The organism is Acididesulfobacillus acetoxydans (assembly GCF_902729405.1).
GTDB lineage: Bacteria > Bacillota > Desulfitobacteriia > Desulfitobacteriales > Desulfitobacteriaceae > Acididesulfobacillus > Acididesulfobacillus acetoxydans.
The window spans coordinates 4,120,387-4,146,450 of the sequence record NZ_LR746496.1 but is presented as its reverse complement, the minus strand read 5'-3'; the positions used below and the strand labels follow the sequence as shown (position 1 = coordinate 4,146,450).

The 26,064-nt window shown below is 46.8% G+C and carries 20 protein-coding genes and 1 pseudogene; all 21 read left to right on the top strand.

Going from position 1 to position 26,064, the window contains the following annotated elements:
• Nucleotides 1–120 precede the first annotated feature (120 nt).
• Nucleotides 121–957, top strand: a complete 837-nt coding sequence (locus MNU25_RS18345; RefSeq protein WP_240986387.1) for a GDSL-type esterase/lipase family protein — start codon at nt 121–123, stop codon at nt 955–957.
• Nucleotides 935–1,387, top strand: a complete 453-nt coding sequence (locus tag MNU25_RS18340; RefSeq protein ID WP_240986386.1) for a VanZ family protein — start codon at nt 935–937, stop codon at nt 1,385–1,387. Before MNU25_RS18345 ends, MNU25_RS18340 begins: the two co-directional genes overlap by 23 nt.
• Nucleotides 1,388–1,491: 104 nt before the next feature.
• Nucleotides 1,492–2,328 carry a dTDP-4-dehydrorhamnose reductase gene (gene rfbD, locus MNU25_RS18335; RefSeq protein WP_240986385.1) on the top strand — a complete coding sequence of 279 codons (837 nt, stop codon included), beginning with the start codon at nt 1,492–1,494 and terminating at the stop codon, nt 2,326–2,328.
• A gap of 23 nt (nt 2,329–2,351) precedes the next feature.
• Nucleotides 2,352–3,419: a dTDP-glucose 4,6-dehydratase gene (gene rfbB / locus MNU25_RS18330; protein ID WP_240986384.1), complete on the top strand. Its 1,068-nt coding sequence runs from the start codon at nt 2,352–2,354 to the stop codon at nt 3,417–3,419.
• A 14-nt stretch (nt 3,420–3,433) separates the two neighbouring features.
• The gene (gene rfbA, locus MNU25_RS18325) at nt 3,434–4,318 is read left to right on the top strand and encodes a glucose-1-phosphate thymidylyltransferase RfbA (protein ID WP_240986383.1); all 885 of its coding nucleotides are present in this window, start codon (nt 3,434–3,436) and stop codon (nt 4,316–4,318) included.
• Nucleotides 4,315–4,866 carry a dTDP-4-dehydrorhamnose 3,5-epimerase gene (rfbC, locus tag MNU25_RS18320; RefSeq protein ID WP_240986382.1) on the top strand — a complete coding sequence of 184 codons (552 nt, stop codon included), beginning with the start codon at nt 4,315–4,317 and terminating at the stop codon, nt 4,864–4,866. The genes rfbA and rfbC overlap by 4 nt, the downstream gene beginning before the upstream one ends.
• A gap of 22 nt (nt 4,867–4,888) precedes the next feature.
• On the top strand, nt 4,889–5,419 hold the full coding sequence (locus MNU25_RS18315) for a metal-dependent hydrolase (protein WP_240986381.1): 531 nt from the start codon (nt 4,889–4,891) through the stop codon (nt 5,417–5,419).
• A 134-nt stretch (nt 5,420–5,553) separates the two neighbouring features.
• On the top strand, nt 5,554–5,676 hold the full coding sequence (locus tag MNU25_RS20205; RefSeq protein ID WP_261485818.1) for a hypothetical protein: 123 nt from the start codon (nt 5,554–5,556) through the stop codon (nt 5,674–5,676).
• 147 nt (nt 5,677–5,823) lie between these two features.
• Nucleotides 5,824–6,546 carry a hypothetical protein gene (locus tag MNU25_RS18310; RefSeq protein WP_240986380.1) on the top strand — a complete coding sequence of 241 codons (723 nt, stop codon included), beginning with the start codon at nt 5,824–5,826 and terminating at the stop codon, nt 6,544–6,546.
• Between the two features lie 441 nt (nt 6,547–6,987).
• Entirely contained in the window at nt 6,988–7,386 is a 399-nt protein-coding gene (locus MNU25_RS18305) for a VanZ family protein (RefSeq protein ID WP_240986379.1), read from the top strand.
• 166 nt (nt 7,387–7,552) lie between these two features.
• A complete protein-coding gene (locus MNU25_RS18300) occupies nt 7,553–8,332 on the top strand; it encodes a hypothetical protein (protein WP_240986378.1) in 780 nt (259 codons plus the stop codon).
• A gap of 1,997 nt (nt 8,333–10,329) precedes the next feature.
• Nucleotides 10,330–10,488, top strand: coding sequence for an excisionase family DNA-binding protein (locus MNU25_RS18295; RefSeq protein WP_240986915.1), 159 nt, complete (start codon nt 10,330–10,332; stop codon nt 10,486–10,488).
• Between the two features lie 3 nt (nt 10,489–10,491).
• On the top strand, nt 10,492–12,351 hold the full coding sequence (locus MNU25_RS18290) for a winged helix-turn-helix domain-containing protein (RefSeq protein WP_240986377.1): 1,860 nt from the start codon (nt 10,492–10,494) through the stop codon (nt 12,349–12,351).
• A 24-nt stretch (nt 12,352–12,375) separates the two neighbouring features.
• A complete protein-coding gene (locus tag MNU25_RS18285) occupies nt 12,376–14,709 on the top strand; it encodes a phosphoadenosine phosphosulfate reductase domain-containing protein (protein ID WP_240986376.1) in 2,334 nt (777 codons plus the stop codon).
• 15 nt (nt 14,710–14,724) lie between these two features.
• Nucleotides 14,725–18,927, top strand: a complete 4,203-nt coding sequence (locus MNU25_RS18280) for a hypothetical protein (RefSeq protein WP_240986375.1) — start codon at nt 14,725–14,727, stop codon at nt 18,925–18,927.
• Nucleotides 18,917–21,271: a BREX-4 system phosphatase PglZ gene (pglZ, locus tag MNU25_RS18275; RefSeq protein WP_240986374.1), complete on the top strand. Its 2,355-nt coding sequence runs from the start codon at nt 18,917–18,919 to the stop codon at nt 21,269–21,271. Before MNU25_RS18280 ends, pglZ begins: the two co-directional genes overlap by 11 nt.
• 205 nt (nt 21,272–21,476) lie before the next feature.
• Nucleotides 21,477–22,925 carry a BREX system Lon protease-like protein BrxL gene (brxL, locus tag MNU25_RS18270; RefSeq protein WP_240986373.1) on the top strand — a complete coding sequence of 483 codons (1,449 nt, stop codon included), beginning with the start codon at nt 21,477–21,479 and terminating at the stop codon, nt 22,923–22,925.
• Nucleotides 22,926–22,934: 9 nt separating this feature from the next.
• The gene (locus MNU25_RS18265; RefSeq protein WP_240986372.1) at nt 22,935–24,095 is read left to right on the top strand and encodes a cysteine desulfurase family protein; all 1,161 of its coding nucleotides are present in this window, start codon (nt 22,935–22,937) and stop codon (nt 24,093–24,095) included.
• A 299-nt stretch (nt 24,096–24,394) separates the two neighbouring features.
• Nucleotides 24,395–24,568 (top strand): annotated as a pseudogene (locus MNU25_RS18260) (virulence RhuM family protein); the annotation flags it as partial.
• 30 nt (nt 24,569–24,598) lie between these two features.
• The gene (locus MNU25_RS18255) at nt 24,599–25,375 is read left to right on the top strand and encodes a YdcF family protein (protein WP_240986371.1); all 777 of its coding nucleotides are present in this window, start codon (nt 24,599–24,601) and stop codon (nt 25,373–25,375) included.
• A 145-nt stretch (nt 25,376–25,520) separates the two neighbouring features.
• Nucleotides 25,521–25,721: a type II toxin-antitoxin system RelE/ParE family toxin gene (locus MNU25_RS18250; protein ID WP_338077754.1), complete on the top strand. Its 201-nt coding sequence runs from the start codon at nt 25,521–25,523 to the stop codon at nt 25,719–25,721.
• Nucleotides 25,722–26,064: the final 343 nt, after the last annotated feature.

The following is a 26,064-nucleotide window of genomic DNA, read 5'->3' as shown; positions in this document are numbered from 1 at the left end:
TTAGAAAGCCCCATCGGTCTTCTTGAGTATAATACCTGCCCACTCATAATGTGGGCGTTGAAATAATCTGAGCGTTGCCCTTGTAGGGATGTAACGCGTCAGCGTCGTGGGAGGAACGAAATGCGCAGGAAACATGTAGAGATACGTATTGTCGGAGTAACCTTTGTAATCGCGGTTGTGGTTATAATTGCACTCTATCTCCGAACCAATTCGGGGGCCAAGCGCAGTGGCAATCCCGTGGCGGCGAAGGATCTGTCCGGCCAAACAGCGGCAAGTCAACCGACGCAAACATCCTCGCAGGCTGCTCAGCCGACCCTTAATCGGACACAGACCCAATCCGAACCTCAGACTGAAACCCAAGGACAAACGACCGCGCCTCAACTCACGAACACGAAGATTGTGACTGTGGGTGACTCGTTCACCTATGGCAACCCAGTCGGTCCAGGGTACTCCTGGCCAAAATGGATAGCGGATCACCTCGGAGTCCCAGTCACCAACCAAGGCAAGGTCGGTCAGACCTCTCAGGATGTACTCGCGCATTTTAGCCAGGATGTCGTAGCGGCCAAGCCAGGCCGGGTCATCATCTTTGTCGGAGACGGAGATGTAATCAAGCGAGTCAGTGAAACAGATTCTCAGAATGCCATCAAGACCATGGTCGCGCGGGCGCGGGCTCATCACATCATCCCCATCTTGGCACTCCCTCTGCCTTATCCGGGGTTCCAGCTGAGCATCAAGACACTGCGGGACTGGATTAGCCACTACGCCAAAGAAGAGAAGCTCCAGACCCTGGATTTCGCCACAGTCCTGTTCAATAGCAAGGGAGAATATCTCAAGGGCATGTCTAGCGACGGCAAATACCCTTCGCTTCAAGGGTATGAGGCGATGGGGAAATATGCGGTGGGAGTATTGGGTCAGAGTGAAGGAATGAATGTCCGTGGCTCAGCAGGTATACGATAACCTGTATTACTACAGGGGGGTGCTCGACATATTTTCGCAAAAGACCCGGTGGATACTTGTCATCATAGGGTGCGTTGTTATCTTTGGCTTCACGGCATTCCCCGTCTTTACAGCCAAAAACACAGGAACCGTTATTGAACAGTCTACCCATGTGCCCAAGAGGGACTTAGGTTCTCTGGATTTCGTTGTCCGTAAGGCAGCGCACGTCACGGTCTATGCGGTGTTGGCATTACTCTTGTTCTACGCCACGGGCAAGCGTGCGCTCCTTTCTTATGGACTGGCAACCCTATATGCCGCTTCTGACGAGTTCCATCAAATCTTTGTGCCGGGCCGGACTCCTGCGGTGCAGGATGTCATGCTGGATTCAGCTGCGGCGTTGGTTATGATCATCGTCTTAAGGCAGATTAGAAAGCCCCATTGGTCTTCTTGACGATAATTCCTGCCCACCGATGAAAGGAATACCTCGGGATCTAAGCACGGACTCGGCGCTTAGCGTCTCACATGCGGCGCGAGAGTTTTAGAGAAGGGGTGAGCGTGAACGTGAAAGTGATGGTTATGGGTGCGAGCGGTCAGCTGGGCCGGGAAATCAGACAGCAGTTTCAGGGATGCTATGATCTAGACGCGCCGGGCCTGGATATCACCGACTATCCGTCCGTCAAAGACCGTATCTCGGAGATTAACCCGTCAGTGGTCATCAATACGGCCGCTTACACGAACGTGGAAAAAGCGGAGGAAGAGGAGCTTACGGCTTTTCAGGTTAACGCCATAGGGGCTCAAAACGTGGCCATCGCCTGCAAACGGGTGGGGGCTAAATTCGTGCATATCAGCACAGATTACATCTTCGATGGGACGAAGAGCGCGCCTTACGAAGAGTTCGATTCCCCTCACCCGCTCTCGGTCTACGGCAAAAGCAAACTCTGGGGGGAAAAACTCGTCGAAGCCGTGGGCGGGGAGTCCTTTATCCTCCGGACCTCCTGGCTCTACGGCGAGGGTCACAACTTTGTGAAGACGATGTTGAAACTCGCCGACGAGCGGGACAAGCTCAGCGTGGTTGCGGATCAGTACGGCACCCCCACCTATACTAAAGATTTAGTCTGGGTGATCGAGAAGCTGATGCAGACAGATTTCTATGGAGTGTATCACGCTTCCAACAACGGGAGCTGCAGCTGGTACGAATTTGCCCGAAAGATTTTTGAACTTACGGGCAAGACGGTCAAGGTTGAGCCCGTAAGCAGTGCCGAATACCCGACCAAGGCGGAGCGCCCGAGGTGCTCGGTCATGGAAAACAAGCTCCTTAAACTCAGAGGGCTTGACGTGATGCGGCCCTGGGAAGAGGCCTTACAGGATTATCTGGAAAACGCGGTTCATTGAAGCCGGGGATGGGGGAAAAAGCATTGAAGACGTATCTGGTCACTGGGGGAGCGGGTTTCATCGGCAGTCATTTTATCCGGCGTATGCTTTACGAGGGGGAGGTAAGCGTGGTGAACTTAGACAAGCTCACTTATGCCGGAAACCTCGATTCCCTCGCGGATGTATCGGCTCATCCGCACTATACCTTCTGTCATGGGGATATTGGCGATCGGGCTCTGGTCGCGAGCCTGCTCAGGAAATACCGGCCCGAAGCCGTCGTTCATTTTGCGGCCGAATCCCATGTTGACCGTTCCATTGACAGCCCAAGGGACTTTATCCAGACCAACATCGTCGGGACCTTTGAGCTCTTAGAAGCGGTGCGCGGCTATTGGCGGGAAAACAAAGAAAAGCTGGAGGGCCATTTCCGCTTTCTCCAGGTCTCAACCGACGAGGTCTACGGTTCCTTGGGAGAGACGAGCTATTTTACGGAAGATAGCCCCTATGCCCCCAATTCACCCTATTCGGCCTCCAAAGCGGCCTCCGACCATTTGGTTCGTGCTTATTATCACACCTATGATCTCCCGACCCTCACCACAAACTGTTCCAACAATTACGGGCCTTATCAGTTTCCGGAAAAACTCATTCCCCTCATGATCCTCAATGCCTTGGACGGAAAGCCCTTGCCAGTCTATGGCGACGGTCAGAACGTCCGGGACTGGCTCTTTGTCCTCGATCATTGCCGGGCCCTCCAGACCGTGATCGAGCGCGGGAGAGTGGGCGAGACCTACAATATTGGAGGACACAGTGAAAAAAGCAACCTGGAAGTGGTCCATCTCCTCTGCGATGTGCTGGATACATTGCTTCCGCGGCCGGACGGTGAGAGCTACAGGCGCCAGATCCTTTTTGTTAAGGACCGGCCGGGTCATGACCGTCGTTACGCCATAGACTCCGCCAAACTGCAAACGACCCTGGGTTGGAAGCCAGAGGAGACTTTTGCCACAGGACTCAAAAAGACTGTGGAGTGGTATTTAGCCCACCGGGAATGGTGCCAAAGGGTGACCGATGGCAGTTACCGCCGGGAACGGCTGGGACTTCGGGAATTCGCGCGTTAGGGAGGGATAGGGACGTGATCAAGAAAGGCATTATCCTGGCCGGGGGATCCGGCACCCGCTTATACCCGCTCACGCTGAGCGTGAGCAAGCAACTCATGCCCGTGTATAATAAGCCCATGATTTACTATCCACTCACCACCCTGATGCTGGCCGGGATTCGGGAAATCCTCATCATCACCACACCGGATGACCGGGCACTCTTTCAAGGGGTTTTGCAAGACGGGAGTCAATGGGGAATCCGTCTGGAGTATGCCGTCCAGCCGAGTCCGGGCGGGCTGGCCCAGGCCTTCATCATTGGCCGGGACTTCATCGGCCGGGAAGGGTGCGCCCTGGTCTTAGGAGACAATATCTTCTACGGCCACAGTCTCACCACGAGCTTAGCGCGGGCCGTGGCGCAGGAAAGTGGCGCGACTGTGTTTGCTTACTGGGTGAAGGACCCGGAGCGTTATGGGGTGGTGGAATTTGCCGCGGAGGGGCGGGCAGTGAGTTTGGAGGAAAAACCGCGCCAGCCAAAATCCAACTACGCCGTGACGGGACTCTATTTTTATGATAACCGGGTGGTGGACATCGCGGCCAGCCTCAAGCCCTCCACCCGGGGAGAACTGGAGATCACGGATGTCAATCAGGTCTATCTGGATCATCAGGCCCTGCGCGTGGAGAAATTAGGCCGCGGGTATGCCTGGCTTGACACCGGCACCCATGAGTCCCTCCTTCAGGCCTCGAATTTCATTCAGACCGTGGAAGAGCGGCAGGGGCTGATGGTGGCCTGCCCGGAAGAGATTGCCTACCGCATGGGCTACATACACGCCGAGCAAGTGCTCCGCTTAGCGGACCCGCTGACCAAAAACAGCTATGGTCAATACCTGCGTACTTTAGTGAGGGAGGATGTGTCTCTGTGAATATCGTGAAGACAAAATTACCCGGTGTCGTCATCATTGAGCCGCATGTCTTCGGCGATGCGCGGGGGTTCTTTATGGAAACTTGGCGTGAGGATCGTTATGCCGAGGCCGGGCTGCCGGAGCGCTTTGTGCAGGACAATCTCTCCTTTTCCCAGAAAGGGGTGGTGCGCGGGCTCCATTTTCAGAACCCGAATTCGCAGGGCAAGCTGGTCTATGTCTTGCAGGGCGAGGTCTTTGATGTGGCCGTGGACATTCGCATCGGTTCGCCTAGCTTCAGCCGCTGGGAGGGGGTCAGGCTCTCCGGTGAGAATAAACGGCAGTTTTACATCCCCGCAGGGTTTGCCCATGGCTTCTGCGTCATGAGTGAAACCGCACTATTTGCCTATAAATGCACCGATGGATACAACCCCCAGGCGGAACACGGGATTATCTGGAACGACCCGGATGTGAGCATTGAGTGGCCGGTCAGGGAGCCCGTGTTGTCCGAGAAGGACCAGAGGTACGGAAGGCTCAAGGACTTGGCCGAAGGGATGCTGCCGAGGTTTTGAGCCTCCGAGCGGGGGGCGGCGGATGGGGGCTGGGTATGAGGCGAGGGGAAATATGCGGTCGAAGTATAAGTCAACGCCAAGGTTCCGAAGTCACCCAAGGCACGAAAGGATAAAAGATGTTCATTTTTGGTCATGTGGGTTTTACGACCTTGGCGGCCGGGGGGTCGAAAAGGTTACCGGCGAAAAAAGGCTGGATTATCGGCTGGTGGGGGTCGGTTCACTCCTTCCGGACCTTATCGATAAACCCATCGGGAGAGTCCTGTTTCAGAGTACATTTGAGAGCGGGAGGGTCTATGCCCACACCTTAGCTTTTGTCCTACTTCTCACGGGGATAGGGTTATATCGGTTGTACCGGTATGATAAGCTGGGCTGGCTGGTGTTGGCCGGAGCGAGTATGTTACACGAAGTGTTCGACCGCATGTGGATGTTGCCGCGTATCTGGTTTTGGCCGTTCATCAGCACACAGCTGAGTCAACAGACGAACGGAGCCCTTCCGGCGGCCAAGATGGCCTGGGTTTACTCGGAATTTCAAGGCCTGATGACGGATCCCTAGATCTACATCTCTGAAATCATCGGGTTTGGGATCACAACCTACTTTGCCGTCAGACTCTACAAGCGGCGTGGGTTTTCAACCTTCTTAAGAACCGGGAAAATGGGATAGGGTCGTCTTGGGTGGAGGTGAATCGGATGCCGTGGAAAGCTTTTGAAGGTGCTTTTTTGCAAAAGCCCAGCCGTCTGGAAGCTATGATGGTCCTGACCATCGTGCTGGTCGCGGCGGTTGTCATTGGTTTCTTTGTACTGCGCTCGTAAGGATCACGTTAAAGCGGGGTGGGAGGGATCATGAATCAAGAAGCTTCTTAAAGGGACGAGAAGCGACACGAGCAGACGACGGCGCACGACGATTCCCCCTTTTTGCCAAGGTCTTTACAGAATCCGAATCACGGGAGGTCTTAAGAAATGCCAACTAAAAAAGAAACGAGCGCTAGGCAAGCTCTCCAAGAGAGATGGCAAGATTTCTATGCTTATAGGCAAGCGACCTACCGCCATTTGATAAACGGCAGAAGTTTGTCAGAGAAAGACGTTGAGGCGGTATTTGACAAATTGTTGACCGGTCCTCTGGGGTATACACCGGATCAGATCTCGCGTCAGCCGGATTACGCGGATTACGTTTTAATGTCGAGGGATTTTAAGGTTGCGGTGGCAGAGGCTAAGGGCTGGGAGTATTTCCGCAAGAAAGATAATTTACTGAAAGCGCTTGGACAAGCGGCAAATTATGCCGACCGCCACCGAGTCGCAAATCTCATCGCCTTCGACGGAGAAAGCGTCGTATTGGCAATTCGTGCTGAGAGCGAAATCAGTGTTTTGCTCGATCTTAAGGTCAATTCTCCAGATCCCGCGGACGACCTCTTTTACTTAACTTTATATGGGCTCTCGAAATTGCCCACTGAAAAGCTATTCAGTTTCGAACACTTCAAAGCAAATGCCTCAGGTGATTTTAAAACGCATCATGGGGTCAGTCTTCCCCGTTCGGCTTTTGCCTACATCGGGGATATCCACAATAAGTCAACGTGGAAAATGCCGTATCGGAACGCAGACGGAACGGTCGATACCGCTAGGATAGACAAAGCCGTTAAACTATTTGCTGTCTCCCGGGGGTTACAGGGGAGTTACGGTAAGTGACCGGAGTATCCCGGAGGCGGCGACCCCGGAGGCCGCCAAAAAATTGGCCAAGGCCTATAAGGAAATGGGCAAGTGGAACGGAACGAATTGTAAGCCTGTCGAACGACTCAAGGCCTACTTAGCGATAAAAGGGATCCGTGAAGAGGAAATATGAGTTTGAAGTATGCGGGGACCACCGTTACCCAAGCACCCAAGCCCGTCGAGCTTGCGCGGGCGATAACGAGACGTCAGGGAGCGAGCAAATGGACAACAGCGGCCAATTGCTGGTCCGTTTCCGTAGGGAGAAGGGCCTTTCCCAGGCAGAACTGGGAAAGCGGGTGGGAGCAACTGGTAACAGAGAGGTTCCCCTTGGTCGCCGCTCCCGCGGGTCTTTTCTGACACCTAAGCAGGGACTATTGTTTGTGCGGTACCGCTTGCGGGGCCTAAGGGAGGTGCTTAGACATGTTTACACAAAGGAATTGGCTGCTCGTTGCTGTGCTCTGGTGTGTTGTGATTTTCGGATTCACAGCGCTTCCCATTTTCACCGGCAAGAATACAGGCATTGTGCTGGAGCAATTTGCCCATGTGCCGCTGAGGAACCTAAAATCCCTGAATGTTCTTGTCCGCAAGACGGCGCACGTAGTCGTTTATGCTGTGTTGGCCTTACTCTTGTTCTTCGCCACGGGCCACCGTGCGGTCCTTTCATATGGACTGGCAACTCTGTATGCGGCTTCCGACGAGTTCCATCAAATCTTTGTGCCGGGTCGGACTCCTGCGGTGCAGGATGTCATGCTGGATTCAGCTGCGGCGTTGATTGTGATTCTTGTGTTGAGGCGGATTAGGAAGCGGCATCGGTTTTGACGGAGGTGAAGATTATGCCGTGGAAAGCCTGGAAGGGAGCCCTTTTAGAAAAGCCCAGTCGTCAGGAAGTTATGATTGTTGCTGGTCGTCGCCCTGGCCGCCGCTTTGGCTATCATTTTCTTTGCGCTGCGCTCTTAAGGATCACGGAGGATGGGTGGAAAAGACAATGAAAAAGAAACTTCTGGTACTGACAAGTGTTATCGTTGTGGTCTTGGCCGTTGTGGGGCTTTGGGGGTACAGTGTCTTTTTCCGGGTTAACCCCAAAGTGAAGCAGCAGCTCTATCACCAGTTCGGAGCGAACTTCTTCAACACGTTTCCGGATAGCGCAGGGGGGAAGAATTCCGCGGCTCCCGGGGGCGTGACCGGCCAGGGAGCAGGGGTGAAGCCGGGCGGTGCGGCAAACTTCGGAGCCGGCGCGGATCCAGGAGCACCTGGGTCCACTGCGCCTTTCGACCCGTCCCGGGGTTCAGCGGGGGGTTTGTCAGCGAGTACCGGCACGGGGAGCCATGACCCCGGCGGCGGCGTACCGGGAGGTACGTCCGGGGGGAGTGCGCCGGGAAATCCCAATTCGTCTCTCGGGAGTGGAGCCCCGTTGCTCACAGAGGCCGGGGTCGTCGGGCAGTATCTACCGGAAATCCGTTCTTTGCAAAGCGTAGCCCTCAGCCGCCTGGATACGCTGTACGCGGCGGCTGTTCAGGAGTACCGGGAGGACAAAGCGGCCGGTACCCTTAACCGTGCGGCCCTGGCCCAGAAATATATCCAGGCGGGAAATCTCCTAGAGGCCAATGTGGATAATCGATTCTACAGCATCATGGGCTCCCTGCACTCCGAGCTGGTCTCCGACGGCTTGCCGACGGATGAAGTGGGGGTGATTAAAAGCCAGTATGAAGCGGCCAAAGCGGCCCGGCGCTCGGCGATTTTGGGCAAGGCGTTAAGGGGGAGGTAGGCAAGGCTCTGGGAGGTGAGGCACAGACGAACGACTCCTATTCAAAGAATTAGAGGCGAAGCGTAATGGATTCATTTTGGAAAACGCCTGAGGTGGAGAGCAAAGTCCGGACAATCCCAGTAAATGTCAAGGATGGCAGTCAAGGCCACCATTTTGGATGGGCTTATGTGACAGCATACCAACCTGCCATTGAATTCGAGAAGTTGTTCTCTACTGAGACAAAAACTCTGGGTTACCCCCAATTCCTCCGCCCCGTGCGTGAGCTGAGGTCGTACCCCGCAGACCGCACTGTATGTGGGGACCATCGTTCCCCAAGCCCGTGGAGCGGGCGAGCGAGCATATGGAGAACATCGGCCAATTGCTGGTCCGTCTCGTAAGGAGAAAGGCCTTACTCAAGTCGAAAAAGCGGGTGGGAGCAACCGGTAACTACATCGGCGGCTTGGAGCACGGGATACGGGGAAGTGTTGCGCTTTTTGCCAAGCTGTCCACGGTACTTGGCGAGCCGCAGGAGCAGTTGTACAGAAATGGGGGGCAGAACGGAGAAACAAGTGCGCATTGTAACTGGTGGCGGCGGAGAAGAGGACTCTACCGACCAGCAATGAGTCGGCTTGCGGGAATCCCGCGGTGAGTAGGGGCATTAACATTTAGCCAGTTTTTGCGCAAGGAACAATGAAAAGCCGCGGACGTCGCACAAGTAACGAAGCCAATGTCAATTATTTGTCTGTGAGGGGTGTTACAATCTAAAACAAGGGTTGCGCTAGAGCCGCAGCATGTCGGAGGCAGACAAGTAGCTGGGGACGCGGAGGAGTGGTGTTGACAAGGAATGGTGCGAAGGCCCTAACGAAGGTGGAAATTTCCCCGGGTTACTGGAAGGAATATGAGGGAGAGTGTCGAAAAGCTGAAGAGGCGGACGGGGTTGGGTGTATTGCGGAGGGTTGTGCTCCGCTTTGATCTTTGAAAGATAAATAGAGACAACGATCTGGTTAGCGGTTTTGGAGGTGCCTGCGTCGCGGGAGACATGAGAGAGAAACAGATATGTTCCCGCGGACACGTCACATTGAGACTGTGGTAAGATTAAGAAAATGCACACCCTGGAAGCCGCTTGTAGTAAGGCTCTCAGAATGCGCCTTGAAATTGTGTAACAATTTAATAGGACCAGCTGCGTCCATGGAGACATGTTTAGGGGAAAAGTGGACTAAAATATGGGAAAAGGTGACTCAGAGTGTAAGGGGACCCATGAGACTGTAAAAAGCCGATTTATGTAATTGGTGGAAGAAAGCATGGTAAGTTATTCCGCGAGGTATTGTTGGCCGATAGAGGACAGTGAGGTAGATCGTTTGAACGGTCTGGCTTTTTTTGTTATGAGGAGAAGGAAAGTTTGCGCCGGAAACTAGAAGGAAAGCCTGGGGAAATGTTGAATGCTAGGGGTGAAGTGTTTGGTAGGTCGTTGGCCTCGCCCTTCGTCGTGGTGAGATTCAAAGTCAACAGTATAGCTTGTCAAAATTAAATCGATAACAAGTAGGTGCAATTGATGGAACAACTGAAGCGAGAACTCAGAGAAAGGTACATATCGACTTACAATGAATGTAAAAGATTCAAGTACTCTCCTCGGGCCTTTTTGGACATGGTCGTAAGCAATGAAGACATTGTCGAGGTAACAAGAAGATTGGTTTATAAGGAAGGTGGCACTTCAGGGTTCGCTACTCTTTTCGAGAATAAAAGAATGGACTTATCAGTTGAGAAGATTATTCTGGAATCCAAATACCGGAAGTTGTTCACTTATGAAGACTTGTGGGCTGCCTATAAGCGCCTAAGACTGTACGAATACGATCGATTGGATGAACTAGAAGTACCCTAAAACACCGATTTGTGACTTTGTTTTAAAGGAATCTACTTCGTCTAATATTTAACTGTACCTTCATCAAATAATAACTCCCGTTATCCAAATGCAAATTAGGCTAAAAATGCGAAGTTATAACTGTACCCGCCCCGGATAAATTGATGTAAGTCGGGAAACTGTTCTGCACTGGATTAGTAACCGTAATATGCCCGCTCACAAAGTCGGCCGGCTTTGGAAATTCAAGATTTCCGAGGTTGATGATTGGATTCGCTCTGGCGGCGCAGCGGCTAAGGGCGATTCGGAAGATGCAGAGTAGATTATGGACACGGAAAGTAAAAAGAGAAAACTGAGGGAAGTGGTAAGAGTGGGACAGCAATCTAATACAAATGACACCGTTGAAAGTGCGTCCTCTTCACTGGTTATGGTTAAGGAGTCTTTTTCTGAATGGCTTTTCGACGGACACGCTAAAAAGTATTCTCCCGCGATTTACCTGTCCTGTATTGATAAAGTTTCTGCCTACCTTATCCGCAGAAAGTTATCTTTGGTAGGATTGTGGGAGCTCACGACTTTTGAGCTATTCAAAAGCATCTACGATAAAGCCCTGAATGACAAGCAGTTTAGAGCAACTGATAAAAAGACATATGCCACGTTTGTTCAGGTGGGACAGGCTTTTTTAAGATTTTTGAAGAGTAAACCGTCGCTTCTTAAAGCCTCGAATCAGAGCATAGGAATTAATTCCCAAGTGAGTGAACGGTTAACAATAAGAGGAGCTGTAATCAAAATTTTGCAGTTATCGCAAAGAGGAATGACTGTTGGAGAGATTTATAATAAGATTATTGAGAACGAACTTTATTCTTTCGGCGCGAAAAATCCGCTTAATGTAGTACGAATTCAAATTGAAAGTGCATGTAAGGGATCCAATTATACATATCGTGCGACTAAAGACTATTTCCGTTGTACGGTTGACGCGAAGGGTGAAAAGTTTTACTATCTTTTAGATGCCCGGAATGTACAGGAACCCGATAACAAAGCTGATGTGTATGCGGGAAAACCATTGGTAGAGGATTTTCAAAACGAATTAACAAAAATAGAGAGCTTCATTAAATCTGCTGATATATGTGGCGCAAAGCTTGACGATATTGTTGCGTATGTATCGCCTACCGGACGCGGGGTTAATCCGATAAAAGCCTTTTTAGATTCTGCAAAATGGGCGGTTACTATGCCCGACCACCTCTACATTCATCGTGACTGCATTATAGATTTCGACGAGGCGGCCGAAAAAATGTTTAAGATTTTGAAAATGCAATTTTGGATGTTTAATGGTTACACAACGGATACTGTCTTCTTCGATGCGCTAGCCATTGAATTACCGATGTTCCTTAACGATAATAATTTAGCCGAACCCCAAAAAGTCTATTACTTGGCACGACATATTTTCTCTGTTGAAAAATATGCGGGAAATAACCTCGTGTTTTATGGTAACAAACATATTTGGGAGACTGAATCCGTAATGCCTAAAAACATACGCGGTGTTCTCATGTCATTTATACAGAGTTGTGGGGGTAAAGCTACGAGAGACGAGTGTGCAAATTATCTGGATAAACTCAAAATTGCCAGCGGAAATATCAATGGCTTACTGCGGGTTGAGAATAACCGGGATGTCTTACAATATAGGCCGGGTGAATACCTGTTATGTGAAGTTTTAGACATTGACGATCACTGGCTTGGGCAAGTCAAGGCCTGTCTCAACCTTGTCTTAGAAGACCGTCCCTATATTATACTGCGAGGGCTAAATACACATTGGTTTAATAGATTACCTACTCTCCCCCTGGGTTTGAACTGGGAGCTCCTTCTTCTGCAAGAGGTGATCCAAAAGTTTATTCCTGAATATCGGACAATCCAGGCGTTAGATGGGCAGAGTCTAGATACAATCAAAGCCGGTATTGTCCCGCAAGATTCGGTTATCAATGCCTTTGCTGATCTTGTCTACGCTTATTTGGTTGTGGAAAACTTACTGCCCTTTCCCAAGCCCCTTGCAGCAGAGGAGCTACGGGAATTGCTGAAGCGAATTGGTATGATTGAAGGGAACGAATTGATTTCCAACATGCACAAAGCGTTAAAAGATAGACGTTTCGCTTGGGCAAGCGATAATAATTCGGTGAAAATCCTTGGAAAATAGAATTTGCCACATGAGGAAGATGTTATGTACGCATACGAATGGACTAGGCAAAACGGAATATACGCGCTTGTCATAAACGGTAAAGTTCAGAAGGAGATACGTCCTGTTTTCAAAGAAGAGTTAGACTATTTCGGGATGAACCACTATTGGACATACCCGGACACCAAAGCTCCTCTTTTATGGGCGGAAGGAATACGTCGCTATGTAATAGACGGTCGTTGCGTCGCAGAAGCGAAAGGTGGTGGGTTCTATTCCAAGCCACAAATTGTGGTGAACGAAATGGACTTGACTCTTGAGCCTATTGATGTTAAGGCGTTGTGGAAGCAGAACGAGGAGATAATGTTCGGTTTGGAGAATACCGCGAAGTCGTTTATTCGGAAAACATACAACGAGTACGCAAAACAAGGTTATGCTTTTGTTGTCGCTTTCAGTGGCGGGAAGGACTCACTCGTTCTCTTGGACCTTGTAAGCCGCGCATTGTCGCCGGGTGAGTTTTATGTTATATTTAACAATACGGGTATGGAATTAAGCTGTACAATTGAAGCTGTCGAGAAAGCAAAAAGGCATTGGCCAGATCTTCGTTTTCTTGAAGCAAAGAGCCATTTGAACCCGGAGAAAAGCTGGGGTGAATTTGGGCCGCCGGGAAGAAGGATGCGATGGTGTTGTTCGGTACATAAGTCTGTGCCTACTATACTTACTATGCGGGAGATTACTGGCAATTACGATGTTAAGGCGGTGGTGTTTGATGGCGTTCGTCGCGAAGAAAGTGCCCAACGGGCAAACTATATCGAAACAAGCGTTGGCGCAAAAAACATCAATCAAATCAATTGCAGTCCTATTCTAAAATGGAGTACAGGTGAACTTTATCTCTATTTGATACATCGAAATATCCTTTTTAATCAGGCGTACAGGCAAGGATTATTTCGTGTTGGCTGTATGGTGTGTCCTATGTCTTCTAGTTGGTGGGACGGTATAACAAATGATTATTACGGAAAAGAACTAGCACCTTTATTAAAAAAGGTCGAGAAATATGCCGAGCTAACTAAGCCCCCGAAAGAACAAAAGAGGTTCATTGAGCAAGGTGGCTGGAAAGCGCGAATGGGTGGACGTGGATTACCAAATGGAGGAAACCGCGTTTCAGAAACAATAAATGGAGATGCTATTACATTTCATTTTTCAGAGAGAAAGCAGGATTGGTTATCTGTCGTTGTGATTTTAGGACCTATCGTGGAGCGAGACGGTAACAAAGGAATCCAATTAATAGCTAATCGTGAGTATGCTTTCTGTATTTCAGATGACAGAAAGAGCGTGTCCTATTCACCATATAAACTAATGGATAGATTTGTAATAAGCCATTTAAGAGGAATAGCAAATAAAGTGGCTTATTGCTTTGGTTGCAAGGCTTGTATGGTACAATGTCCCTGTAACGCATTTTTGGTAGATGATAGTAATCATATTTTTATTCGGGAGGACAAATGTGTTCATTGCAGTAACTGCATAGAATTTACTGGCGGAAAAGGTTGTTTAGCCGCAAAATCATTAAGTACGACAGGAGGTTCCGGAATGGAGCTTAAAGGGATGAATAGGTATCAACATTTTGGATTGAGACGCGAATTTCTTGAACACTTTTTCGACTATAAGAGCGAATGCTTCAATATGGGTGTTCTAGGCAACAGGCAATACGACGCGTTAAAGGTCTGGCTCAAGGAGGCTGAGCTTTTGTATCCGAATAATAAAGGTGATAAGTCCGGGACCCCGACAGCATTGTTTGAAAAGCTGGAGCCACTGGGACCTTTTAACCCAGTTGTTTGGGCGATTATTTGGACGAACCTCGCTTACAATTCCGTCATTTGTAAGTGGTATATGCTATATGCCCCTGTTGGCGAGGTATATGAGAAGAACGACCTTGTGTTTATGCTCGGCGATGATTACTCGCAATCCACCCGTGACAATGCGATTACGGCTTTGTTAGAGACGTTTCGCCATAGCCCAATAGGTTCAACATTGAAGCAAGGTATTCCTATTTCCACAGGTGCATCATACAAGTTTTCCAAGTCAGGCTGGGAAAGCCCGAACGCCGTGGCAATCCTCTTTTCTCTGTATAAATGGGCGGAAGCTACGGGAGAATATACGTTTTCACTCCACAAAACGATGATAGAGAATCGCAGGAACGCCAACTGGCTCGGGGTTGATCCCGGCGCTATTTTCGGAATTTCAGATGATAATTTAAAGGAAATATTACAGTCGTTGGCTTTACAATTTGAAGAATTTATCCGAGTTTCTTTTCAAGTAAACCTTGACAACGTCATACTGTGCAGAGATATTAATTTGATTGACATCCTCAATCTTGCTCAGTAATTGGAGGGATCATAAATGGCCAAGTATAGCAGATACATTGAATTGCGCCCTGGTTATGAATCTGTCGTGGATATCGGCAGTGAGGAAAGGAATCCGAATTTATGGCAGGAATATATCGTACATGATGATATGAAAATTTCCGTAGAGAAAATCTGCGACAGCTTGAAGATGGAAGATCCGAACCAAAGGCGTTCTTTCTGGATTCATGGCACTTATGGTACGGGAAAAAGCTATGCCGCTATTGTCCTAAAGCATCTGTTCACTGACTCAATTAATAACATAGAGAATTTCTTTGACCGCAAACGACTTTTAACTCCATACAAGAATAAATTCTTGTCCATTCGCAATAGGGGTGAGGGTGAATTTCTGGTTGTGTGGAAGAGCGGTTGTACGGGTATTGCCACGGGTACGCAGCTGATGATGGAAATGGAAATGAGCATCAGGAAGGCTCTCAAAGAACGTTTTGGAGAAAATGCCTGTTACGGCCGTAATTCCTTAGTGGACGAAGCAAAACGTATTGTTTCCGATAAAGCATACAATTGGAATGCAATTTTTGGAGAGCCTTCATATCGGCTTGAAGACGATTATGAAGACTTTGATAGCTTTAAAGACGACGTTCTGGGTGGTGATATTAAGGCCTGTAATACTGTCGCGAAAATTTGCCGAGACAAAGGCTGGGCGATGTTTGCTTCTGTTGAGAATTTCGAACACTGGATAACCGATGCCATTGTTGAGAACCATCTGCAGGATAAAGGGATAGTCTTCTTGTGGGACGAGTTTACAGACTTTGTTCGTAGCAGCGGGGATGATAATGTGCTTCAAAGATTGTCCGAATACTGCAAGAAACAGCCGTTTTTCATGTTTCTTATCGTTCACGTTGACACAAGTTGGTTAAGTGCACTTGGGGAAGACACATATAACCGTATTATGCACCGGTATCACGAGTTAGAATTTCATATTAGCGAAAGTGCTGCTTATGAGATGATCGGTGAATCCATCGAATGTAAAAAAGGTATGGAGGATAACTGGAATGCAGTTAGAAACAGTCTTGTAAAGGAGATAATCTCAGAATTTGACGAGGTTTCTTATGGGCTTAAAAAAGATCAGCTGATTCAGCTGTGTCCTATTCATCCGATGACGCTTAGTCTGCTTACAAAAGTTTCTGGGAATTTTGCTGCAGCTTCCCGGACTCTTTTCAGCTTTATGAAAGACCAAGCAAAGTCCGAACAAAATGTGGGCTTCCTCTATTATATTGAGACAAACGGCCCTGAAGACTGGCGTTGGCTGACGATCGATTATCTGTGGGATTACTTTTTTGGTGCCGACTCTGATATTCGTAGTTTTAGTCAGGATGCGCGTCGCGCTTATCAACTTTACGGACAGAAAAAAACTCTCGTGGAAAGCGATGAATATGCACTGCGTGTATTCAAAGCTGCACTTCTGCTGATAGCTATCATGGCTACAGACAAAGTCACCTACACAAAGGGCGGTTCGAGTAAAGTTGATGCAACGAGAAGCACTCTCAGAAAGTGCTTTGTTGGGCAGCTTGTAGAAAGCCGTGTAGACGATTATCTTCAATCTTTCCACGACAGCAATATTCTTATGCTGGCTCAAATATCTGGTAGCAGGGATGCCAGAGTTGAGTTACCATATGGCAGAAATGTTGAGAAGTTCGATGTTCGGTTGGAAGAAATTCAAAAACGATATACTCGTTATGAGCTGTTTAAAAAGAATGGTGAGTTCGCAAGGACTGTCGAAGACAAGATTTGGAGCAAAACCGACGCGACTTTTGGTAGAATGTACATCGCTGCTTGTACTGAAGAAACCAATTCGCTGAACCAGCGATTTAACGAATTGCAAGCGGAACTAAACCGACTCCAGTACAAGGTCGGTCTTTTAGTTGTAGTTATTGCCGAACCAAGTCACTTTGTACCTACACAAACGAAGTTGCAAGAGTATATAAAAAATGATAAAACTGGAAGATTAGTTTTTTGCATCCTAAAAAAAGAGCTTGCTGCACAGACTTTGGAAGATTGGCTTCGTGCAAAAACGCATGTTGAACTGGCAAATGAAGACGGTTTACAAGGCTCGAAGAGTAAATTTGAACAGGAAATGGGAACGATCCTTGAATCGTGGAGCAGCAATGCGACTAATGAGCAGTTAGTAGCCTTTTATGGTTCTAAAACATATCGATCCATTTTCGGTAGCGGAGACCTAATGCGCCATATTAAGCAGGACGTAATATTTACTATGTTTCCAGCTGCGCCTGAACAAGTTGTATTGACTAATACAGCATATAGACGGGCGCAAGAAAGTGCAGCACTTGCTGGGATAACTCGCGAGTCGAAGAGTGCACAAATTAAGAGCATAGAGACAGGTGTAATCGGTGCAAAAGTCTGGGGGTGCACTTCGATAGAATTACTTGAAACAGCGACTGGTTCAGTTGGTGCCAAGACAATAGCAGAGCTAGCAAAGTTCATTCATGGAAAAATGACACAAGGTGCAAAAATCCGTCTTGATCAGCTCTGGTTGAATTTGCAAAAACCGCCGTTTGGCTATTACAACAACTTAGCCTGTGCTTATTTGTTGGGTTTTGTTTTCCGTTTTTGGAAAGACAGCGAATTTAATTGGGTGAATAGTGATTCCAACCCTTTTCCTTTGAACGATAACAACTTGGCAACAATGATAAACAATATGTGCCAAGACAAAGTTCCAAACAATACGCTTTCTTCCGGCTCGGAGATATGGCAAAAGTTTAAGCCGTATCTTAAAAGTGTATTTGAACTTCAAGATAATGAAGTCCCTAATGAGGAAAGGGCACGTCATTATCTAATTAGCAAAATTACTTACAGTGGTACGCCTCTATGGGCTTTAAAATATGTTGACACTAATGAAACCGGCGGTATAGAGAATAAAGCCGTCTACGATAGCATAATCGACAACTTCAGTTTGTTTGTTTTAAATCGAAACGAGGATAACCAAGAAGATATTATGGCAAAAGTTGTGAGCCTTTTTACCGGAAAAGGTAAGATAAGGCAAGCACTAAATGCCAATTTCAAAAATGATGCGCTCCGTTATTCTGCTTTCAAGTCTTTTATTATCATGTCAGCAGATAGTGACTTAGGATTGCTTATTGCCACTCTTAAGCTGAACGATAACGATTTATTTGATGCGATTAAGCGGCTTATGCAAAAAGCGATTGAAACTTGGGAAGAAGAACAAGTTAAAGCAAAGTTATCTACTTTGACTTTGGAATATGGCGTCATAGCTGAATTGAATAAGGCACTAGGTGTAAGCGAAAAGACTTTGGCTAAGCATATAGAATCTCTAAAAAACTGCTTTGATTTAATGAAGGTTCCTGGTACGGTTATTGAAACGCTTGATGCGCCGTGGTTTCATGCCCTTGCTGAAATGCGTAATCTTACGTTGACCCCTTGGCAAAATCTAACGGCAAATCAAAAGCAAGCTATTATTGACTGTTTCAAAGAGTATGCCAGAGATGCATGGCAGAACCTCAGTAGCTCAAAAAATCTCCTTGCTAAATACCTAGATAAAAAAGGTGTCATTTATAATGAAGATGATCTGGTGAAGGTGTTTGGTGGTATCAATGAGTGCCCATATGCCACCTCTGTGCCGGTTTATGAATCAATGATTAAGCCACTGATTGGAGACATTAAGCACGAACATAGTAAAACGCTTCTTTTGACGCGATGGCTTGAAATCGGTGGGACAAAGACAATAAAAGACTGGTGCAGGAAATACAATGTACCAATTCAATGGGTCGCGTCCCCCGAAGATTTGCAGTATTTTGACTGCGTGCTAAATGTCAACGCGGGAAGATTGGTAAGTGAAAAGGAACTCAATAATGCTGTGCATTATCTAAATGGTAAGAACTTTGCTTATCTGCAGGATGTCAATTTTATTCAAAATAAGTTCTTTGAGCAAATAGGAGAAAAAAATTGCGAAGGGTTTACCAACTATCGTGATGATTTGTTAGGAAGGATAAGGCTAGAATGTGGAGCAGACGTCCATGCATGGGCAAATCAGGGAGCAAAAATAGTGGGCCTGATAGAAGGCTTCCTAAAAGCAAAATTCGCCGACAAAGTAAAAGCAGTTGCAAGAGATAAAGTCAACACTTTGCAAGAAGCTGAATTGCGAACTCGGATACTCACAGCATTTGATAGTTTTCCTGAACTGTATAAATTCTTTGTCGATTGAGAGAGAAGAGATACAGAAAAAAGTTGAGGAGGAACATAATATCACCTCCCGTTATCCTATCCGTTTAATTTTTTGCAATAGCCTTGCGCAGTATAATGCTCTTGTATTATGGCTGAGAACTTCGTGCGAGCTGACGCTGAATTTAGCTGAATTCTGCGGTGATGATGATAAACATCCTAAATTCTCGAAATTGATGAAACGTATTAAGGGAGAGGCAGATAAGCACATATTGCTTCTATCCATCGGAGAATATCTCCGACTGGCAATAATTCGAGAAACTACAGATCCACAATATGCGCAGTTTCGTGATTTCTGGTGTGAACAATATTCTGTGGACTCCAAGATTCGGGTTTTTATTCCCGTCTTTGCCGCAAAAGAACTTTTTGAACGAGTCGTAAAAGAAGTAGATGAGAGGCAAGGAGATTTTTTGTGGAGTCTAGATGACGATTCCAGTGATCACTATAACGTGATAGTATATTCAGATAGGTTTAAAAATACTCTTGCTGATCGTGGCGTAATCGTAGGCTTTAAAAATTGGCTTTTGAACTGGGTGGAGGCATTGTCAACCCAGCAGCCGGTTCTTGTAACTGCCCGATTCAAGGATTGTGAGAAGACATATGGTCAAGTCTCTGTAAATATAATCGAAAGTCCCTATGAATTCCTGTGTGGGATGGAGCCGGGGATTTCAATGATTCCATCAAGTTGCGCACCTGATGATTATTGGGCGAGGCTTCTCAGTGATACGCAAAGAAATGAATCTGTCGCAGATGCAATTCTTGCGACACTGAATTTGAAGTATTATGATAGCATTAGCGTCGTCTCTCAATGGGAGAATCTTGATGACATAGAACGGTGGTACGCTTGGATTTGGCACCAATTATATTCTCCGAAAGATTATGCCGGTACGATTATCCATAATCTCTCACCTAATGATTTACAGGATACTGCTACTCATATTGCCAACGACATTATTCTCTATGCAGATAATAAGGACTGGATTACTCAGCGCAGAGGTATCATGCAAGGCATGAGAAATGCTGTGCCTTCAAGTAAGTTTTTTGATGCCCTTGATAAACGTATGCCAGAAACAGCTTTGGGCCTACTTACAGCGCAGTCCCAAGAGGAACGTGCTTTTATTGTCAAAACTGTAAGCCGATGGTTGAGATTAAGTTCAACGGCAGATACCGTTGATAGACTTATCACTGCCTTAAAAGGGTTATACCCAGAGCTGGCATACTATCTTGAGACCCCGCGTCATCAATACAAATCTTTTACAGACTATTTTGGCTGGTATAAGAAAAGTAAGCTAATTAACCGCCCGGTAAAATCCCCGATTTCAACCTTCGATGTCGAGAGTATTGATGCTCGCTATTCTATCCTCGCTAAGTATAACGGTTCAGATTGTAAGGCGTTGTGGGTGGATGGTTTGGGTATTGAATGGCTGTCATTGATATGTGCAGTTCTCGATAAAAAGACGAACGATCTTTTTGATTTCACATCTAATATCGCTATATCAAGACTTCCGTCTGAAACTGCCTTCAATGAGCAATGGGCAGACAATGATTTTAAATATATAAAACACAACCGGTTAGATACTCTTGCTCACAAGGGTGTACCGGATGACTCGGATTATTTCTTGTGTATTGTGGCCCAAATTCAGACCGTTTGTGAGATGCTATATGAAGCTGTCGAGCTTCTTGAAAGCAACGACCTTGTAATAATTACGGGTGACCACGGGAGCAGTCGCCTTGCTGCATTGGCATTCCATGAATTAGCTACATTTGCGCCCCCAGGCGCAATACCGATGTCTCATGGTCGCTTTTGTGAATTGACAAAAGAGCTACGAGATGAAGACCTTCTACCTAACGTTGCTTTGTGTAGATTCAATGATAAGAAGTATTTAGTCATGAAAGACTACGAACATTACAAGCAATCTGGTAATGCTGCTGGGGGAAATTCTGATGAAAATGCAGTAGCTGGCGAAATACATGGTGGTATGACCCCAGAAGAATGTATTGTACCTGTTGTAGTTTTAAAAAGAAAGAACGTGCCCAAACCCCTTAATTATGTTTTTTCTGCCGAAAAGCTCGCAAAAAGGGGCGGTAAGGCAAGTATTGAAATCAGCTTTAACCGCTCTGTTGATACTCTCGACATTGCTTCCTCAAACGGAGTTTGTATTTGTTCTAGAATAGATGAAAAACAATGGAGTATTAACTTTACAGGACTTGAAGGTGCATCAATAGAACTATCGATAACCGCTAACGGGAAGGTGCTTCCCCAAGAGGCAGTTCTCCCTGTTATTACTGTAGGTATTAGTAAAGGAAGTATGGGAGGTTTGCCGTAATGTCGAAAAGATGTTCTGAGTGCAATAGGCCTCTTAAAAAAGATGAGGTCGCTCTATCAAAAAAGCTAATCGACTTAAATTGCGAATTATACTGCATAAATTGTTTAGCCGAATACCTCGAATGTAATTGTGATGACTTAAGAATAAAGATACAGGAATTTAAGGAACAAGGTTGTACTTTATTCTTGTAGATTGGAGCATGATTATGAATAGCCAAAGAATAAGAGAAGTCTTTCCAGATATGGTGGTTCTAAAAAATCCCAAACGAACAGAGTTCTTCTCTAATCTTAGCTTGCCGTCTTATATGCGTGACTGGCTTGTTATGAAGTTTTCTGATTCAACAGGGGAAACTGACATAGAGCGTGTCTCTTCGTACATCAAAACATATATACCTAATCGTGACGACTTTGAACAGTTAAAGTTTCGGCTTATAAACGGCGAATCTGTGCGGTTTTTGGCGAGAATTCGTGTCGCGGTAGATATAAGAACGGGCAAAACCACATTTGAGCTTCCGGACTTCGGTGGGAACCGATCAGGTGCGGGGGGCATTGTAAAATACTCTGTCGTTGACGAATGGCAGGATACACTGCTAAGAGAGAACGAGAATTGGGGTATTGTTGAGTTAATATGGAATAGAGATTATTCGAGAAAAAAGGCAAATGGTTACGTTTCCATGGAAGACTACAGTCCTTTTTGTCCTTATACAGTTGACATAAATGTTTATCGTGAAGGTCGCGAGAAGTTTTCTACAGAAGAATGGATAGATGTGCTTATTTCTTCTGCAGACTATAATCCTAACGGATATGAAACCAAGCGCCAGAAACTATTTGTCTTGCGTAGGTTATTGCCATTTGTCGAGCGACGCATCAATCTTATAGAGCTTGCGCCCAAAGGCACAGGAAAGAGCTATATCTATCATAAAATAAGTAAGAGAGGTTGGTTAATTTCAGGTGGGACTGTATCACGCGCTTCTCTAATCTATGATAATGCAAAGAAGACTGGCGGTCTTATTACACGCTTTGACTTCGTTGCTTTTGATGAAATTCAAACAATGAAGTTCGATCAGCCCGGACAGATTCAAACTGCGTTAAAAGACTACATGGAGTTCGGCGAGGTAAAAGGGTTTGATTCAAAGACCGAAGCTGATGCAGGAATTATAGTTCTGGGCAATATTGATGCCGGAAGATTTGACACCAGTGCTAATATGGTTGAAGAAATCAATCCGATTTTTCGTGAGTCTGCCACACTGGATCGGTTTCATGGATTTATTCCGGGATGGGAAATTCCTCGTATGCATAGAGGCCTAGTTGCTGACGGTTGGGCATTGAATACGGAATATTTCGCGGAGGTTCTTCATTCTTTGCGCGATGAAATGCTTTACGCTGCAATCGTTGAAGAATGTCTCGATATACCTGAAAGACCTGATATGCGCGATTTGACTGCCATTAAGCGGCTTTGCACAGGATTTGTCAAGCTCCTTTTCCCACAGGCTAAGTCGAAACAGGATATAGACCCTGACGAATTCGTTGAGTATTGCCTCGAACCGGCAATGGAAATGAGAGGCGCTATTAAAAAACAGCTCTGTATCGTTGACCCTAAAGAGTTTGACGTACCGGGAAAAAGGAATGTACCAAACATTCGATACAAGTATTGAGGTGGTAATGTGCCGAGAGAACTAATTTATGCCGACAACGCTGCGACAACAAAAATGTCAGATGTGGCGTTTGCAAAAATGCTTCCATTTTTACAAGAACAATATGGTAATGCCTCGAGCCAGTATTCGCTCGCAATGAAATCAAAACGGGCCATCGAACAAGCAAGAGAACAAGTTGCCGTTGGAATTGGTGCAGAACGAAATAATATTATTTTCACCTCTGGCGGCTCAGAAAGTAATAGCTGGGTCTTGTCAAGCGTACCAGTGCTGTTCGGTAACAAGGGTACCCACATTATCACCTCCGGAATTGAACATCATTCTGTACTGCGTGCCTGTCACGCTCTTGAGCAAAAAGGCATTGATGTTACTTACCTGTCTGTTGATAGGGTTGGTCGTGTAACACTAGATAATCTAAAAGCGGCTATACGACCTGATACAAAATTTGTTTCTTTAATGCTGGCTAACAACGAAATCGGCACAATTCAACCGATAGCTGAGATTGGCCGCTACTTGCGTGACAAAAATATACTATTTCATACTGATGCCGTTCAAGCAATGGGCCATATACCTGTAAATGTTAATGAACTTTATGTGGATTTTCTTGCTGCCTCTGCTCACAAGTTCAACGGTGCTAAGGGTACAGGCATCCTATACAAGCGCTCAGGCATCTCAGTGCCGCAAATTGTTTTTGGAGGAGAACAGGAGTATGGACTGCGTTCAGGTACCGAGAACGTTGCTGGGATAGTAGCCGCTGGATATGCGCTGGAAGAAAACATTTCGGATATGAGGGGAACTGCTAATAGATTAGTTACCTTTGTCCAAGCCACAATAGATGGTATTAGAGCTAAAGTACCGAATATCTGTGTCAATGGTGATCCTGAAAACCGCTTGCCTGGAATAGTTAATATTGCGTTTGAAAACAGCTCAGGTGAATCTCTTATGCACCTTTTGGATTTAAAAGGTATTTGCGTTTCAACGAGTTCTGCGTGTACATCGGGTAAAGATGAACCTTCTCATGTGCTAATGGCGTTGGGATTGTCTGAGAAACAAGCCAAATCGGCGATTCGCATTTCGTATGGCAAATACAACACCATGCAGGAAGTGGAGTCTGTCATTTTTGCCGTTTGCAATGCATACGACAAGATTTTTAGAGCAACTTCGAATTTGTAGAAGGGGCCAAAACAAGATTTGACATGGGGGATGCTACCCTTGGTGAAGGGATGGGGCTTACTACAAAGGAATACATCCTTTGAGCCACAGCCCTCGAACCATCGAAGCATCCGACGTAGGGTCCTACGTCAAGTCTACCCCAGAGTGGCCCTTAACCGGCCACAGGGTTTGTCTCTTCCTGCTTTAAGTCATCGAGATGGGCCATGTGTTCATATAGCGTTTTTTGTTCAAACCCGTATCAAAGCAGTGTTTTGTAGGGTTGTTGATATTTCGATATGTAGTCCTCATACGGGTCCAAAAAGTTATTTCAGCGTGATAAATCTACCATTTCTCGCCACATTAAAAATATATTCAACGAAGGTGAACTGATAAGAAATTCAGTTGTTGCAAATTTTGCAACAACTGCTGCTGACGGTAAAACATATCACGTTGATTACTACAATTTGGATGTCATAATTTCTGTTGGTTATCAGCCCACTGATGAAATAATGGGAGTGTTGTTTTTGTTTCTGGATATCCTGAAATCAGGTTATAACATGCTGTTGCCCCCAGGGTTATTCATTCTCATCTTATTTCTCTTAGCCTGGTGGCTGCGCAAGCGTGAGCGAACCGCAGCGATCATTTTGCTCGCAACGACCTTCATCCTTTATGCTTGCTCAACGGATATTGTCAGTTCACTCTTAATGCGCAGTTTGGAAAGCCGATTCAATCCTCCGACTGCTTTAAACGGAGACGTTCTAATCGTGCTTGGCGGCGGGGCCACGTTAGACACTCCGGACGTAGACGGCAGGGGAAACCTCAGTGGCTCCAGCATGAATCGTGTCGTGACCGCCGTCAGGTTGTATAAGAAAACGGGACTGCCCATCATCATGTCGTCAGGCCGGGTTTTCGCCAACACCGGGAATGAAGGACAGATTGCCAAGAGGGTTATGGTTTCGTTGGGAGTCCCAGAAGACAAAATCTATCTGGATGATACAAGCCGCACTACGACGGAGAACGCCGTGAACAGCAAAAAAATACTGGAAGCACAGCATTTTACCCATCCGATCTTAGTGACCTCGGCCTTTCACATGGCCAGAGCGGTCGATGATTTTTCGAAGGTGGGCGTGGCAGTGCTGCCGTATCCTTGTGATTACAAGGTGAGTATGGCTCAGCCTTTGTATTTGTTCCGTTTTGTGCCGACGGCAGGAGGGCTTAACAATACCGGAGTCGCACTTAAGGAATACCTCGGGATCTTGGCGCTTATGCACGGACTCAGCGAAGCCTTGCGGAACGCCTGAAAGGTTGTGCCGCTTGGATTGTGCCAAAGCGGCCAGGCGCTCGGCGATTTTAGGCCGGGCGTTGAGGGGGAGGTAGGCAAGGCTCTGGGAGGTGAGGCACAGACGAACGACTCCTATTCAAAGAATTAGAGGCGAAGCGTAATGGATTCATTTCAGAATCAACCCTGCGGCGATTTCTGATGTACAGGAAATTATAGCATATATCGCCGAGGACAATCCTGGAGCAGCCACGAAGATGGGAAACGCAATTTATTCCACTATAGAAAAGCTGACTGATTTTCCCGAAATGGGAGGTTCTCTAAGTTCTAAGATCAATATTAAGGTACTCGTATTGTTCGGTGAGTAACATCCGTCATTCCCCGTGTTTATGAATTACTTCGTTCGACATGGGCTTAGAAAATCCTGTTTGGTTCCGGCTTGTCCGGGCTAGGAAATTGACAATACGTGGGCAAAAATGGGTGGAGACCTACCTTCGACTGGCCGATTTAAGTCGTTTAATTCTCGGGATGATTCACCATGCCCGGGAATACCTCATTCCCAAGGGACGAAACCAACAATTGCGGCGTCTGGCAGAGCAAGCCATTTACCAACGAAAAAATACAGTGCTTCGCGCCGCTTAGTGAACTAGATCTCCGAGTACCTTACAATGTTTCCCGGGTATCAACGTCAAACGCTCCCCGGGGGAGTAG